The organism is Stenotrophomonas nematodicola, assembly GCF_009467805.1.
Lineage (GTDB): Bacteria > Pseudomonadota > Gammaproteobacteria > Xanthomonadales > Xanthomonadaceae > Stenotrophomonas > Stenotrophomonas nematodicola.
Genome location: NZ_WIAY01000004.1, coordinates 302402 through 316009, shown reverse-complemented (window position 1 = coordinate 316009; position 13608 = coordinate 302402). Strand labels below are relative to the sequence as shown.

Sequence of the window (13608 nt, the reverse complement as noted above, 5' to 3'; positions counted from 1 at the left end):
GCGCGCCATGTGGCGCGCGGAGCACGCCCGACTCTGGTACCTTTCTGCGTCGTTACGCCGCGGCCGCGGCAATGCAGGACGCAGCGACATGGCGCGCAATCTACTGTTGGGCACCCCCGCCACCACCACCCCGACCCTGACCACGACGCGGTCGCAGGCCTCTAGCGGGCTGGCCTCCGCATCGCTGGACACCCGCCTGCGCCAGAAGCGCTCGCCGGCCTACCTGCAGGCGATGGCCAAACTCGATGCCGGCGGCCACGTGCACGACCGCCAGGCACTGGATGCGCTGCTCGCGCAGATCGATCAGGAACTGGGCACGATCGAGATCCAGGAGCGCCTGCTGGGCATTGTCGGGCGTTGCTACCTGGGGCACCCCTACGAAGTGCACACCCTGGACCTCGGCGGGCGCATCACCGAGCATTTCAAGAAAGGTCACCCGCTGCCGCTAACGCTCGAACGGGCCCGCGTCCTGGCCACGCATCCGTCGTATGCCTTCATCGAGGTGTACGCCACCCGGATGGTCGCGGTGAGCGAGTCCGGGCAGACCGCGATCATTGAAGGAACGGCATGAGTACCCAACGCATCATCCATATGGCGGACCTGTCCGCCATCAACAGCAGCCTGCGCACCCTCGGCCGCGATCTGGACTCGCTGAACGCGCAGGTCGATGCGGTCCAGCACGACGTCGGCGCAACCCGCAGCGAACTGGCACGCCTGGAAAAGGCGTTCATGGATTTTGTCGCCGCCGACGTCAAGGCCAAGGAGCTGTCGCTCGCCGAGACCCGCCAGGTCAAGATCCGCCAGGAACTGGAAACCCGCTTCGGCCACTACGGCGAGGTGCGTCGCCAGACCACCGGCATCCTGCAGGCCGCCGACATTTCGCTGGTCCGCCAGGACACCATCCGTGCCGCCAGCGAGAACCTGATGCTGGCCGCACCGGGGTACTGGCTTGCGCCGGCGCTGGTGGCCCTGGCCGCCTGGCTCAACGACCACAAGGACCTGGCCGAGCGCGCGCTGGCCGAAGCGATCCGCCGCGACGATGAGAAGACCAGCCTGCTGTTCGCGCTGGTCAGCCGCCGCGCCGGTCGCCTGGCCGCATCGCAGCAGTGGATGGACCGCTACCTGGGCATGCAGAACCCGGTGGAACTGGACCGCCAGACCGTGGTGCTCATCGATGCGATCGCCGCCGGTGTGTTTGGTGTGGAAACCGCGCTGACCTGCGTGGCGCGCACCAGCGACTGGATCGAGGAGCTGTCCCAGCGCGCCGGCTTCATCGAGAGCCAGCGCAGCCAGTGGATCGACGCGCTGCGCTCGAAGACGCCGCACGGCGACGACAGCGCCCGCTACCCGCATCTGCAGCAGTACAGCCCCACCTGGCCGGCCCTGCAGGCCTCGCTCAATGCCACCGCCACGCACGGCGCGGTCGCCCAGCATTTCCAGGCCGTGTTCAGTGGCGAGGTCCGCGCGACTGCCGGCCTGGCCGCCGATGTCGATGCACTGCTGACCAAGCTGGTCTCCCATTTCGATGTGGAGGAACTGCCGCTGCGTCGCGATGAGGAGCTGTGCCGCCTGATCATCGAAGAGAACGGTGACCGCGCTGCCGCCACGTCGCGCTTCCAGCTGCAGGATCCCGCGCTGGAGCACCGCATCAGCTTCACCCAGCTGCTGACCAACGCGGCGATGCATCCGGAAACCTCGCACGCCTCGCGCGCCACCCAGCGCTTTGCCACCGCGCAGTCGCGCGCCTGGATCCTGGAGGCGCACCACGACCTCACCGCCAGCATCCGCCTGGCGGTGCCAACGCAGGTGCAGCTGCACCTGGATGGCTGGGAAGGCAGCACCACCGACGGCGGCAACCAGGCCGACCTGGAAGCCGCGCTGGGCCAGCACATCGACGGCCGTCTGGCCGAGGCACTGGCCTCGGTCAAGCTGGGCATCCACCACTGGCTGGTGATGGGCCTGGGCATCCTGCTGATGCTGCTGGCCCTGGGCAACATCGTGGGCATGGTGATCGCGGCGGTGATGCTGCTGTGGGTGTACATGGCCTACCGCAATCTGGACAAGCAGCGCACCAAGGTGCGCGCCGATTTCGCCGCGCTGCGCGAGCAGAGCCAGCAGGCGTTGAAGGCCTGCGTTGCCGAAGTGGTCGAAGTACGCCGCGACCTGGCCGCGCGCGATGCGCAGTCCGCGTCGGTGACCGCGCTGCTGGAATCGATCACGCCCGACCAGTTCACCCTGGGCGGCCACGACAACACCCGCCGCATTCTTGCCGCCACCGCCTGAGGCCCGCCATGACCCGATCCCTGCTGGATGCCACTGTCACGCCGCCGCCGTTGCCGGCCGAAGTACCGCCCCTGTCGCCGTTGCCGGTCGAGCGTGCACCGGCCGTGTCCGTCGCTCCGGACGCCCTGGCTGGCGCCCTGCCGGGCTGGGACCTGCTCCCGGCCACCGGCTTCGTGCGGCGCAAGCGCGCTACGGCCGGATGACCCTGCCGGTTCCCCGCACCTACGCGCAATGGAGCCAGGTGCTGGATGCCTTTGACGATGGCCAGCATGATGCCGAGGCCCTGGCGGCGATGGCGGCCGGCCAGGTGGACTGGACGCCCGGCGTGGCCACGCTGTTCAGCCAGCGTGTCTGCGCGCTGCTCGACCGCCGCCTGCAGCGCTGCGGCGCACGCCTGACCCGTGACCTCGGCCTGCGCAGCGACGAGGTCACCCTGGTGCGCGCGCTGCTCGATGCGCGCCGCCACTTCGCCGTGCTCTACCAGCTTGCCACCCTGGCCACGCTGCCCGAACCGCTGCGTGCGCACCTGCGCGCCGAGCTGGAACGCATCGCCGCGGACATGCAGCGCGGGCTGGAGGAGGGCGCGCAACGCGCCCGCTGCGAGCGTTCGCTGCGCGCGCTGCGCCACAACAGCCTGTGCCACTACCGGCCTGCCGCTACCGATGCCGTGGCGCCTGCCCCGATGCCCGGCGCCCTTTCCGCGGAACCGCCGGCACTGCCGGCGCGCCGCCGTACCCTGATGATCTGACGCCATGAGCGATACCCGCGAGTTCCACGCCACGCTGACCCGCTACCTGAAGGCGCGCGTGCCCTTCATCTCCATCCGCAGCACCGAGCGGGCCCGGGTGCTGGACATCCTGCGCGACGTTGCCGGCGCGCTGAATGCCCCGTTTTACGTGCACACCCTGTCGCAGGGCACGCGTGAGCTGTCCACCGGCCGTATCGTCAACGAGGACAGGTCGGTGGTCGGCGCGGTCGACTTCGCCAGCCAGCAGATGGCCCAGCGCCAGAACCTGAGTTTCGTGCTCACCGAAGTGTCCGACCTGGAGGACGACACGCCCTCGGCGCGGCAGCTGATCGACGTGGCGATGCTGGCCGCCGACCACGGCGGTTCGCTGGTGGTGGTCACCAGCAAGCCGATCTTCGGCCAGCTGCAGCGGCTGGGCATGTCGCTGGTGCTGTCGCCGCCCACCGAAGACGAGATGGCGGCGATCATCCATGAGCAGATCGACCCGTATCGCAGCCAGTTCCAGATCGCCTGGGACGATGCCGACATCCGCCAGGCGGCCGCGATCCTTGCCGGCATCTCGCGCCTGGAAGCGGAAAACATCATCGCTACGCTGCTGGTGAACGGCCGGATCGACAAGAACGACCTGGTGGAGCTGATGCACGCCAAGGACCGCATCTTCGCCGACATTTCCGGCATCGAGCGCGTGCCCGTGCGCGGCGGCGACCTCAGCGTCGGCGGCCTGGGCGGGCTCAAGGACTGGCTGGCCCGCGAGCGCCCGCTGCTGACCGCCGACCTGCGCGAACGCGGCATCCGCCCGCCGCGCGGCGTGCTGCTGGTGGGCGTGCCCGGCTGCGGCAAATCGCTGTCGGCCAAGGCCATCGCGCAGGACTGGCAGTTGCCGCTGTACCGGCTGGACCTGTCCACGATCCACGGCCAGTACCTCGGGCAGAGCGAGGGCCGGCTGAAGGAAGCCCTGGCCACCGCCGATCACGTGGCGCCGTGCGTGCTGTGGATCGACGAGATCGAGAAGGGCCTGGCCGGCGCGACCGGCGGCGGCGATGGCGGGACCTCGACCCGGCTGGTCGGCCAGTTCCTGTACTGGCTGCAGGAAGCCCGCACCCGGGTGTTCGTGGTGGCCACCGCCAACGATGTCTCCAAGCTGCCGCCGGAGCTGCTGCGCCGTGGCCGCTTCGACGAACTGTTCTTCGTCGACCTGCCGACCGCGCCGGAACGCCGCGACATCATCGGGATCTATGCCCGGCGCGGCCTCCAACAGCGCGAGCTGGCCCCGGCGCTGCTCGACGAGCTGGTCGAGCTGTCCGAGGGCTTTGCCGGCTCGGACCTGGAGTCGGCCGTGCGCGAGGTGGTCAAGGAGGCCTACCTGAAGGGCGATGCGGTGGTCACCGATGACCTGTTCCGGCGCAGCTTCCAGAACGTGGTGCCGCTGTCGCGGACCGCGCCGGAGCAGATCGAGAACATCCGCGCCTGGGGCCGGGAGCGGGCCGTACCCGCCTCGGGCGAGGCGATCGCCGGCACCCCGCTGACCAGCGGCCGCCCGCGCCGCGCCGTGCTGACCTGAGCCGCCGGCGCCTTGCATCACAGGGCGCGCGCTGGCATAATGCGCGGCTCGCTGTGTCCAAAAACCTTTGGATCGGCGGCCGGGAACACGTCATCCGGTCGGCCCTCGACAGCGTAACCCTTTGATTCTCATGACGTGTGGCGGGAAACCGTCGAGGCCGCCGTCGCCCGGGCTATGGGCCGACACTTACTTTCATCGAGGTGCGCAATGTCCCGCGTATGCCAAGTTTCCGGCAAGCGAGTGCAGACGGGTAACAACGTCTCGCACGCCAACAACAAGACCCGTCGTCGTTTCCTGCCCAACCTGCACGAGCGCCGCTTCTGGGTTGCCAGCGAGAACCGCTGGGTCAAGCTTCGTGTTTCCGCGCATGCCCTGCGCACCATCGACAAGAACGGCATTGATTCCGTTCTGGCTGAGCTGCGTGCGCGCGGCGAAAAGGTCTGAGGAGTAAACGATCATGGCAGGCAAGCGCGACAAGATCCGTCTGATTTCGACGGCCAACACTGGCCACTTCTACACGACGGACAAGAACAAGAAGAACACCCCCGGGAAGATGGAATTCCTGAAGTACGATCCGGTCGTGCGCAAGCACGTCCTGTACAAGGAAGGCAAGATCAAGTAATCCGTCACCGGATTGGTTGATGTCCCGCGAAGAACCCGCCGAGAGGCGGGTTTTTTGTTGGGCGGCCGGCCACCACGGCCGCACACGGCAGCCGTGGCAGAATGCGGTTCCACCCCCGACGGGCGACGCGATGCTGTTCGAGTGGATGCTGGGTTCCTGGTTGTTGATGCTGGACTGGCTGATCCGGCTGGCCGCGCTGTTCTGGATTCCCACCCGCACCACCCCGGGGGCGGCGCGCAGCTGGCTGCTGCTGGTCGGCTTCGTGCCGTTGCTGGGGTTGCCCCTGTATCTGCTGTTCGGCCATCCGTGGCTGTCGCGGCAGCGCGTGCAGCGACAGGCCGAAGCCTCCCAGGTCATCCGCGAGGAACAGGCCCTGCAACCGCCGCTGCGCTGGACGCCGCTGCCGGACACGGCCACCGCCGAGATCGTGCCGCTGATCGAGCGCCAGGGCGACTTCATGCCCATCCACGGCAACGCGGTTGAACTGCTCAGCGACTACGACGCCTCCCTGCAGGCGCTCATCGCCGATATCGACCAGGCCCGCGACCGCGTGCACCTGTTGTACTACCTGATGTTCGACGATGCGGTCGGCGAAGCGATCGTGCAGGCGCTGCAGCGCGCCGCCGCCCGCGGCGTGCATTGCCGGCTGCTGCTCGATGCGGTGGGCGCCAAGCGCGGCCTGCGCCGCTACCGCCATCGGCTGCAGGCGCTCGGCGTGGACGTGCGCGCGATGCTGCCCGGTGGGCTGCGCTGGCGGCGCAGCGGCCGCATGGACCTGCGCAACCATCGCAAGATCGCGGTGATCGACAACCGGGTCGGCTACATCGGTTCGCAGAACCTGGCCCAGCCGCAGTTCGTGCCCGGTTTCCCCAACAGGGAACTGGTGGCGCGGGTGCGCGGTCCGGCCGTGGCCCATCTGGAAGCGGTATTTGCCAGCGACTGGTACATGGAAACCGGCCAGCGCCTGGACGTGTTGACCGCCGTGCCGGTGTGCTCGGCCGACGTGGCCACCCAACTGCTGCCCAGCGGCCCGGCCTATCCCTTCAGCAACGCGCGCGACGCGGTCAATGCGTTGATCCACCTGGCCCGCCGGCGCATCGTGCTGGTCACGCCGTACTTCGTGCCGGACGAGGCCACCCTCAGTGCACTGCGCATCGCCGCGCTGTCCGGCGTGCAGGTGCAGCTGATCCTGTCGGCCAGCAGCAACCAGCGGCTGACCGCCTGGGCGCAGGAGGCGTACTACGACGAACTGCTGCGCTGCGGTGTGCGCATCGCCCTGTACGAGCCCAGTTTCCTGCATGCCAAGCACCTGACCGTGGACGAGGACATCGCGCTGGTCGGCTCGATCAACCTGGACATCCGCTCGTTCGCCCTCAACGCCGAGATCGGCATGCTCTGCTACGACGCCGGCATCGTGGCGCAGCTGCTGCGCATCGAGAACGACTACCTGCTGCAGTCGCGCCAGCTCGACCTGAAAACCTGGCGCGGCCGGCCGGCATGGCGACGCAGCCGCGAAGGCATCGCCCGGCTGGCCGACGCGCTGATGTAGCGCTGCGGCGGCGTCCGACAGAGGCGGTCGCGCGCATCGCCTACAATCGCTGCATGACTGCCACCGAAACTTCCCGCCAGTGCGACCTGGCCATCGTCGGCGGTGGTGCGGCCGGCGTGCTGGTCGCGCTGCACGCGCTGCGCTCCGCCACCGGCGCTGCCCAGATCGTCCTGTTCGAGCCGGCCTCGGTGCTGGCCCAGGGCATCGCCTACGCCACGGCATGGCCGGACCATCTGCTCAACGTGCCGGTCGGCAGGATGAGCGGCCTGCCCGACGCCGCCGATGACTTCCTGGCATATCTCCTGCAGATCGAGGCGTTCCCGACCCTGGACCGTGACGCACTGGCGGCAGCATACGTGCCGCGGCGCATGTACGCCGCCTACCTGCAGGCGCGCCTGGAGCAGGCACAGGCCGACAGCCCGGCCCGGCTGCAGGTCGTGCATGAGGCCGTCCTTGGCCTGCATCCGGGCAACGCCGTACAGCGGCTGTCGCTGGCCAACGGCGATCACTGGCAGGCGCGCCAGGTGGTGCTGGCCTGTGGCAACAGCATGCGGCCGCTGCCGGTGCCCGGCGCCGAGGCGCTGCCCCCGGGAAAGGTGGTCGATGCGTGGGATTACGACGGTGTGCGCCTGCTGGCCGGCGCCGGCGACGTGGCCATCATCGGTTCCGGCCTGAGCATGGCCGACAGCGTGGTCGCGCTGGCCAACGCCGGTCACCGCGGGCGCATCCATGTGCTGTCGCGCCATGCCCTGCTGCCGTTGCCGCATGCGCACGGCGGCGCGGCGACCTTCGATCCGCAGCCGCTGCCGGGCATGCCGCTGCGCCAGGCGCTGCGCGCGCTGCGCGTGCACGCCCGCAGTGCCGTCAGCCAGGGGCTGCCCTGGCAGGCGGTGATGGACCGCATCCGCCCGCTGGGCCAGGCGTTGTGGCAGGGGCTGGATGCGGTCGACCAGCGCCGTTTCCTGCGCCACGTGGTGCGGTACTGGGATGTGCATCGCCATCGCATCGCCGAGCCGGTGGAGGCGCAGGTCGCCGCACTGGAGCAGTCCGGCCAGCTGCAGCGCCATCGGGCCCGCCTGGACGCCGTGCGGGTGCTGGACGGCTCCCTGCAGGTGCACGCACACGATGCCGCCGGCGTGCTGCCGCCATTGAACGTGGACGCACTGATCAACGCCACCGGCGTGGAAACCCGCGCCACCGCCATGCGCAATCCGCTGGTGCGGCAGTTGCTCGCCGATGGCCACGCACGCCCGGGTCCGCACGGCCTGGGGGTGGATACCTCGGTGGAGCGGGGGCAGTTGCTGGATGCGGCGGGCCAACCCCAGGCCGGGGTGCAGGTGGTCGGCAGCCTGCGCATCGGCACACTCTGGGAAAGCCTGGCCATTCCCGAACTGCGCGGCCAGGCCCAGCAGGCGGCACGCGCCGCGCTGGGCTGAACCGGTTGCAGGCGGTGGCGGTCGCCGCACGCTGCACGGGGTAAAATGGGGCATGGATGTCTCCCACTTGCTCGACGGGCTCAACCCCGCCCAGCGCGAAGCTGTGTCCGCGCCGCCCGGCCACCATCTGGTGCTTGCCGGTGCCGGTTCCGGCAAGACCCGCGTGCTTATCCACCGCATCGCCTGGCTCAATGAAGTCTGCGGCGTGCCGACCCACGGCATTTTTGCGGTGACCTTCACCAACAAGGCTGCCGGTGAGATGCGTCACCGCATCGACCTGCAGCTGCCGCAGGGCAGCCGCGGCGCGTGGATCGGTACCTTCCACGGCCTGGCGCACCGCCTGCTGCGGCTGCACTACCAGGACGCCAAGCTGCCCGACAGCTTCCAGGTGCTCGATTCGGACGACCAGCTGCGCCTGGTCAAGCGGGTCGTGCAGCAGCTGGAGATCGACGACGGCAAGTTCCCGCCCAAGCAGATCGCCTGGTGGATCAACGAGCAGAAGGACGAAGGCCGTCGGCCGCAGCACATCCAGCCCGAGCCGCATGACGCCTGGCTGGAAACCATGCGCCAGGCCTACGCCGCCTACCAGGAGCGCTGCGACCGTGCCGGGCTCGTCGACTTCGCCGAGCTGCTGCTGCGCGCACATGAACTGCTGCGCGACAACCCGGCACTGTTGGCCCACTACCGCTCGCGCTTCCGCGAGATCCTCGTCGACGAGTTCCAGGACACCAATGCCATCCAGTACGCCTTCGTGCGCGTGCTGGCCGGCGACAGCGGCCACGTGTTCGTGGTCGGCGACGACGACCAGGCCATCTACGGCTGGCGCGGTGCCAAGGTCGAGAACGTACAGCGCTTCCTGAAGGACTTCCCCGGCGCGCAGACCGTGCGCCTGGAGCAGAACTACCGGTCCAGCGCCAACATCCTCGGCGCAGCCAATGCGGTGATCGCGCACAACCCGGACCGGATCGGCAAGGAGCTGTGGACCGACAGCGGCGATGGCGAGCCGATCGATCTGTACGCCGCCTACAACGAAATGGACGAGGCGCGTTACGTGGTCGAGCGCGCGCGGCAGTGGGTGCGCGATGGTGGCAGCTACGGCGATGCCGCCGTGCTCTATCGCAGCAACGCGCAGTCGCGCGCGTTCGAAGAAGCGCTGCTGTCCGAGCAGGTGCCGTACCGGGTGTACGGTGGCATGCGCTTCTTCGAGCGCGCCGAAATCAAGGATGCGCTGGCCTACCTGCGGTTGATGACCAACCGCAACGATGACGCCGCATTCGAACGGGCGGTCAACACGCCCACGCGTGGCATCGGCGACCGCACCCTGGACGAAGTGCGCCGGCTGGCGCGCACCCAGGCAATCTCACTGTGGGAAGCCACCATGCTGACCACGCAGGGCGACGCCCTGGCTGCGCGCGCGCGCAACGCGTTGGCCGGGTTCCTGACCCTGGTCAACCAGTTGCACGGTGAAGCCGGCGAGATGACCCTGGCTGAACGCATCGACCACGTGCTGGTGCGCTCGGGCCTGCGCGAGCACTGGTCAAAGGAAAGCCGCAACGCGCTGGATTCGGAGTCGCGTGCGGACAACCTGGACGAACTGGTGTCGGTGGCCTCGCGCTTCGTGCGCCGCGAGGACGACATCGAAGAAACCGGCGAAACGATGAGCGAGCTGGTTGCCTTCCTGTCCTACGCCTCGCTGGAGGCCGGCGAAGGCCAGGCGCAGGCGGGCGAGGAGGGCGTGCAGCTGATGACCCTGCACTCGGCCAAGGGCCTGGAGTTCCCCATCGTGTTCCTGGCCGGCATGGAAGACGGCCTGTTCCCGAGCGCACGTTCGCTGGAAGAAAGCGGCCGGCTGGAAGAAGAGCGCCGCCTGGCCTACGTGGGCATCACCCGCGCGCGTCAGAAGCTGGTGCTCAGCTACGCCGAATCGCGGCGCATCCACGGCCAGGACAACTACAACGTGCCCTCGCGCTTTCTGCGCGAGATCCCGCGCGAGCTGCTCAACGAAGTGCGCCCCAAGGTGCAGGTCTCGCGCAGCGCCTCGCTCGGTGCCAACCGTGTGATGGGCCACGCCGCGCTGGAAGCGCCGCCGCTCAAGCTGGGCGCGATGGTTTCCCACGCCCGCTTTGGCGAAGGCATGGTCACCGACTACGAAGGCAGCGGCCAGCACGCACGCGTGCAGGTGGAATTTGCCGAGGCCGGCAGCAAGTGGCTGGTGATGGCGTACGCCAACCTGACGGTGCTGTAAGGAGGGCGCGCCACGGATGACGCGCCACATTCTCTTCATCTGCAGCCAGAACCGCCTGCGCAGCCCGACAGCTGAGCAGGTGTTTGCCGATTGGCCCGGCATCGAGACCGCATCGGCCGGTCTCAAGCCGGATGCCGACGTGCCGGTCAGTCCGGAACTGCTGCAGTGGGCCGATCTGACGTGGTGATGGAGCGCGCGCACCGCAGCCGTCTGTCCAGCCGGTTGCGGTCATGGCTGGGGGGCAAGCGGGTGGTGTGCCTGGATATTCCCGACGATTACGACTTCATGCAGCCGGCACGGGTGGAACTGCTGGAGCGCAAGGTGCCGCCGCTTCTGCGCTGAGCAGCCGTCCAGTGGCCGGCACTACAATGGGGCTCTTTTTGCGTAGATCGCCCCCATGACCGATTCGCCGCTGCACATCAACGTCAAGCTGAATGCCCGGCTCCAGCCCGAGCATCGGCTGCAGCTGTTCGAAGATCCGCTCGATGCGATGCTCGAGGGCGTCGGCATCGGCGAAATCCTGGGCGGCGGCACGGCGCTGTCCGAGGACGGGGAGGTCGAGTACGGCGACCTGGAGATCCAGCTGCACGACGCCGCCGCACTGCCGCAGGTGATCGAACTGCTCGAGCAGCTCGGCGCGCCGAAGGGGTCGCTGATCCAGCGTGACGGTGAGGACGATCTGCCGTTTGGCATCACCGAAGGCCTGGGGCTGTACCTGGATGGCGTGAATCTGCCGGACGAGGTCTACGAGCAGTGCGATTCGAACTATGTGTTCGACCAGATCGTCGAGCGCATCGACGGCCACGGTGAAATCTGCAGCTGGTGGCAGGGGCCGAGCGAAACAGCGCTGTATCTGTACGGCGCCAGCTTCGACACACTGCGCGACCGCATTGCCGATCTGCTCGCCAGCTATCCGCTGTGCCAGGGCGCGCGCGTGGTGCGGATCGCCTGACCGGCGCGTTCCCCCCTTTCATCATCCCAACCCCCCCCGCTTCATCCGCCCCCGCCCCCGGCTCATCCCGGATTTCACGCGCTTCGTCGCGTGCCGCTTGCCCGGGTCCCGGCGCGCGCCCAGAGTCTGGCGCTGTCCGCTGGGAGCGCGCATATGAACAAGGGAATCCCGTACCTGCTTGCCGTCCTGGTCGCGCTGACGCTGTCGGCCGACTGGGGTGCACCGGTGCTGGCCCTGTTCCAGCATGCCTATGCCTGCCTGGAGGGCGGCGGTGGCCTGGACCTGGTACGCCTGCGCTGTGAGGCGCAGCCCACCGGGTTGTGTGCCGCGCTGGCGACGTGGCCCTTCTGGGCGACGGCGGCGGCGGTCGCGGTCGCCGCCGTTCTGGCGGCGCGGCCGGGGGGGTGGCCGCGCGCACGGCACGCGGCCTGACGGCGGCATCCCCGGAACGTGGCCGGGCAGTGCATCATCGGCTGTCTACCCTGAGGAACTGCCATGCCCCTGACTGAGAAGGACAAGATGCTGTCCGGCCAACCCTATCGGCCGGGCGACCCGGTGCTGCAGGCCGACATGGCGGCAGCCAAAGCGTGGATGGTGCGCTACAACGCGGCCCTGGCGGCCTCGCCGGCGGTACGTCGCGAGCTGCTGCGCGAGCGTCTGGGCGCGGTCGGCGAGGGCGCGGTGATCCGTCCGCCGTTCCACTGTGACTATGGCAGCCACATCCATCTGGGCCGCGATGTGTTCCTCAACTACAACTGCGTGATCCTCGACGTGGCCGAGGTCCGCATCGGCGATGGCACCCAGATCGGGCCGGCCGTGCAGATCTACGCCGCCGACCATCCACGCGATCCGCAGCAGCGCGCCGCCGGGCTGGAATCGGCACGGCCGGTACGGATCGGGCGCAATGTGTGGATCGGGGGCGGTGCCATCCTGCTGCCTGGCGTGGAGATCGGTGATGACGCCGTGGTTGGCGCCGGCAGCGTGGTGACCCGCGACGTTCCTGCCGGGGCCACCGTGGTCGGCAATCCGGCGCGCGTGGTGGCGCGCCCGCACGGGGATTGATCCTGCTCAAGGCATGATCTCCACACCGGGTGTGCAATGGTGTCCCTTCCATTGCCCCTCCCTGGAGCCCTGTCATGTACAAGCGAATCCTGATTGCCACCGATGGTTCGGAGCTGGCCGAGAAGGGGCTGCTCAAAGGCCTGGAGCTGGCCAAGGACCTCAATGCGGAGGTCGACATCGTGACCGTGTCCGAACCCTGGGCGGTGGGCATGTACGACGCGATGGGCTGGAGCGTGGGGTATATGAACAGCCCCGAGTACAAGGCCGACCGCGAAGAGACCGCGCAGAAGGTGCTGGCCCCGGCCAAGGCGACCGCCGATGCACAGGGACTGCGCGCGAACACCGTGCATGTGCTCGACCGCTACGCGGCCGACGGCATCATCGACACCGCCACCGAGCGTGGCAGCGACCTGATCGTAATGACCTCGCACGGCCGTCGCGGCGTCACCCGGGTGCTGCTCGGCAGCCAGACCGCCGAAGTGCTGGCGCGCAGTACCGTACCGGTGCTGGTCATCCGCTGAGGCGTAGTGCCGGCCAGCGGCCGGCACTACGGGCGCAGCGCGAGCGTCTGCGATTCGTCCAGGCTGCCGTCCGGCTGCAGCACGACATAGCGTTCACCGCTGCGATCGAACAGCACCGGGATCGGGTCGCGGAACAGCGGGCGGCGGACGAAGCGCAGCACCCAGCCGAAATGCTCCAGCGTCTCCACCGCCTGCCGCTGTTCCGGGGTCAGGCCGGCCCGCAGCTGGGCGGGGTCCGGCGGTTGGCGGCGTTCAGGCGTGGTCATCGGGCGGGGCGGGCGACAGCGGCAGGGCAGGTGCTCACCAGCTGTAGAGCTTCCAGTAGACCGGCGATACGCCATCCTTGTCGTTGTCCATGCGGCCATCCCCGTTGCGGTCGTACATGTAGTACGCGGGGCCGCGCGAGGGCGTTACCTTGACCATGCGGAGCTGGCCGCTGACCCGGTATTCCTCGACGGTATCGCCGTTGTCCAGGGTGCGCCTGGAAATGTCCGCGCCGCTGACATCGACCGGGGGAGCGCCCGCGCCGCCGGTGGAAGCGCAGCCAGCCAGTGCGAGCAGGGCAGCCAGCAACAGGATCTTCATGGGCCGTAGGTCCTTGGACAGGGGAGTCCGGATTATGCCCCATG

The 13608-nt window shown here is 68.8% G+C and carries 16 protein-coding genes and 1 pseudogene; 15 read left to right on the top strand and 2 right to left on the bottom strand.

Going from position 1 to position 13608, the window contains the following annotated elements; genetic code table 11:
- Positions 1–88 precede the first annotated feature (88 nt).
- The 15 genes and pseudogenes from GDJ08_RS14270 to GDJ08_RS14200 all read left to right on the top strand — a co-directional run bounded on the left by GDJ08_RS14270 (position 89) and on the right by GDJ08_RS14200 (position 12979).
- Complete coding sequence (locus GDJ08_RS14270; protein WP_153165119.1) at positions 89–571, top strand: hypothetical protein; 483 nt, start codon at positions 89–91, stop codon at positions 569–571.
- Complete coding sequence (locus tag GDJ08_RS14265) at positions 568–2283, top strand: hypothetical protein (protein ID WP_153165118.1); 1716 nt, start codon at positions 568–570, stop codon at positions 2281–2283. The genes GDJ08_RS14270 and GDJ08_RS14265 overlap by 4 nt, the downstream gene beginning before the upstream one ends.
- An 8-nt stretch (positions 2284–2291) precedes the next feature.
- On the top strand, positions 2292–2486 hold the full coding sequence (locus GDJ08_RS14260; protein WP_153165117.1) for a hypothetical protein: 195 nt from the start codon (positions 2292–2294) through the stop codon (positions 2484–2486).
- Positions 2483–3031 carry a hypothetical protein gene (locus tag GDJ08_RS14255; RefSeq protein WP_136006438.1) on the top strand — a complete coding sequence of 183 codons (549 nt, stop codon included), beginning with the start codon at positions 2483–2485 and terminating at the stop codon, positions 3029–3031. Before GDJ08_RS14260 ends, GDJ08_RS14255 begins: the two co-directional genes overlap by 4 nt.
- Before the next feature lie 4 nt (positions 3032–3035).
- Positions 3036–4592, top strand: coding sequence for an AAA family ATPase (locus tag GDJ08_RS14250; protein ID WP_136006436.1), 1557 nt, complete (start codon positions 3036–3038; stop codon positions 4590–4592).
- Between the two features lie 207 nt (positions 4593–4799).
- Positions 4800–5036: a 50S ribosomal protein L28 gene (rpmB, locus tag GDJ08_RS14245; RefSeq protein WP_005411638.1), complete on the top strand. Its 237-nt coding sequence runs from the start codon at positions 4800–4802 to the stop codon at positions 5034–5036.
- A gap of 10 nt (positions 5037–5046) precedes the next feature.
- Positions 5047–5214, top strand: coding sequence for a 50S ribosomal protein L33 (gene rpmG / locus GDJ08_RS14240; RefSeq protein WP_172407465.1), 168 nt, complete (start codon positions 5047–5049; stop codon positions 5212–5214).
- Between the two features lie 130 nt (positions 5215–5344).
- The gene (cls, locus tag GDJ08_RS14235; protein ID WP_136006500.1) at positions 5345–6763 is read left to right on the top strand and encodes a cardiolipin synthase; all 1419 of its coding nucleotides are present in this window, start codon (positions 5345–5347) and stop codon (positions 6761–6763) included.
- Positions 6764–6816: 53 nt separating this feature from the next.
- Positions 6817–8199, top strand: coding sequence for an FAD/NAD(P)-binding protein (locus tag GDJ08_RS14230; protein ID WP_153165116.1), 1383 nt, complete (start codon positions 6817–6819; stop codon positions 8197–8199).
- Positions 8200–8251: 52 nt separating this feature from the next.
- Positions 8252–10444, top strand: coding sequence for a DNA helicase II (gene uvrD / locus GDJ08_RS14225; RefSeq protein WP_017357485.1), 2193 nt, complete (start codon positions 8252–8254; stop codon positions 10442–10444).
- A 16-nt stretch (positions 10445–10460) separates the two neighbouring features.
- Positions 10461–10786: pseudogene (locus GDJ08_RS14220) on the top strand (low molecular weight protein tyrosine phosphatase family protein).
- Positions 10787–10841: 55 nt separating this feature from the next.
- The gene (locus tag GDJ08_RS14215; protein WP_017357488.1) at positions 10842–11396 is read left to right on the top strand and encodes a hypothetical protein; all 555 of its coding nucleotides are present in this window, start codon (positions 10842–10844) and stop codon (positions 11394–11396) included.
- A 153-nt stretch (positions 11397–11549) separates the two neighbouring features.
- Positions 11550–11828 (top strand): hypothetical protein, encoded by a 279-nt coding sequence (locus GDJ08_RS14210; protein ID WP_017357489.1) that lies wholly within the window; start codon positions 11550–11552, stop codon positions 11826–11828.
- Positions 11829–11891: 63 nt separating this feature from the next.
- Complete coding sequence (locus GDJ08_RS14205; protein WP_017357490.1) at positions 11892–12458, top strand: sugar O-acetyltransferase; 567 nt, start codon at positions 11892–11894, stop codon at positions 12456–12458.
- A gap of 74 nt (positions 12459–12532) precedes the next feature.
- Complete coding sequence (locus GDJ08_RS14200) at positions 12533–12979, top strand: universal stress protein (protein WP_017357491.1); 447 nt, start codon at positions 12533–12535, stop codon at positions 12977–12979.
- A 26-nt stretch (positions 12980–13005) separates the two neighbouring features.
- Here the strand turns inward: GDJ08_RS14200 and GDJ08_RS14195 are convergent, their stop codons facing one another.
- Positions 13006–13245 carry a hypothetical protein gene (locus tag GDJ08_RS14195; RefSeq protein WP_017357492.1) on the bottom strand — a complete coding sequence of 80 codons (240 nt, stop codon included), beginning with the start codon at positions 13243–13245 and terminating at the stop codon, positions 13006–13008.
- Positions 13246–13279: 34 nt separating this feature from the next.
- The gene (locus GDJ08_RS14190; RefSeq protein WP_017357493.1) at positions 13280–13564 is read right to left on the bottom strand and encodes a DUF2782 domain-containing protein; all 285 of its coding nucleotides are present in this window, start codon (positions 13562–13564) and stop codon (positions 13280–13282) included.
- Positions 13565–13608 lie beyond the last annotated feature (44 nt).

Excerpts from the sequence above, each read along its gene's own strand:
- GDJ08_RS14270 (WP_153165119.1), top strand. The coding sequence starts at position 89 with ATGGCGCGCAATCTACTGTTGGGCACCCCCGCCACCACCACCCCGACC.
- GDJ08_RS14265 (WP_153165118.1), top strand. The coding sequence starts at position 568 with ATGAGTACCCAACGCATCATCCATATGGCGGACCTGTCCGCCATCAAC.
- GDJ08_RS14260 (WP_153165117.1), top strand. The coding sequence starts at position 2,292 with ATGACCCGATCCCTGCTGGATGCCACTGTCACGCCGCCGCCGTTGCCG.
- GDJ08_RS14255 (WP_136006438.1), top strand. The coding sequence starts at position 2,483 with ATGACCCTGCCGGTTCCCCGCACCTACGCGCAATGGAGCCAGGTGCTG.
- GDJ08_RS14250 (WP_136006436.1), top strand. The coding sequence starts at position 3,036 with ATGAGCGATACCCGCGAGTTCCACGCCACGCTGACCCGCTACCTGAAG.
- rpmB (WP_005411638.1), top strand. The coding sequence starts at position 4,800 with ATGTCCCGCGTATGCCAAGTTTCCGGCAAGCGAGTGCAGACGGGTAAC.
- cls (WP_136006500.1), top strand. The coding sequence starts at position 5,345 with ATGCTGTTCGAGTGGATGCTGGGTTCCTGGTTGTTGATGCTGGACTGG.
- GDJ08_RS14230 (WP_153165116.1), top strand. The coding sequence starts at position 6,817 with ATGACTGCCACCGAAACTTCCCGCCAGTGCGACCTGGCCATCGTCGGC.
- uvrD (WP_017357485.1), top strand. The coding sequence starts at position 8,252 with ATGGATGTCTCCCACTTGCTCGACGGGCTCAACCCCGCCCAGCGCGAA.
- GDJ08_RS14215 (WP_017357488.1), top strand. The coding sequence starts at position 10,842 with ATGACCGATTCGCCGCTGCACATCAACGTCAAGCTGAATGCCCGGCTC.
- GDJ08_RS14210 (WP_017357489.1), top strand. The coding sequence starts at position 11,550 with ATGAACAAGGGAATCCCGTACCTGCTTGCCGTCCTGGTCGCGCTGACG.
- GDJ08_RS14205 (WP_017357490.1), top strand. The coding sequence starts at position 11,892 with ATGCCCCTGACTGAGAAGGACAAGATGCTGTCCGGCCAACCCTATCGG.
- GDJ08_RS14200 (WP_017357491.1), top strand. The coding sequence starts at position 12,533 with ATGTACAAGCGAATCCTGATTGCCACCGATGGTTCGGAGCTGGCCGAG.
- GDJ08_RS14195 (WP_017357492.1), bottom strand. The coding sequence starts at position 13,245 with ATGACCACGCCTGAACGCCGCCAACCGCCGGACCCCGCCCAGCTGCGG.
- GDJ08_RS14190 (WP_017357493.1), bottom strand. The coding sequence starts at position 13,564 with ATGAAGATCCTGTTGCTGGCTGCCCTGCTCGCACTGGCTGGCTGCGCT.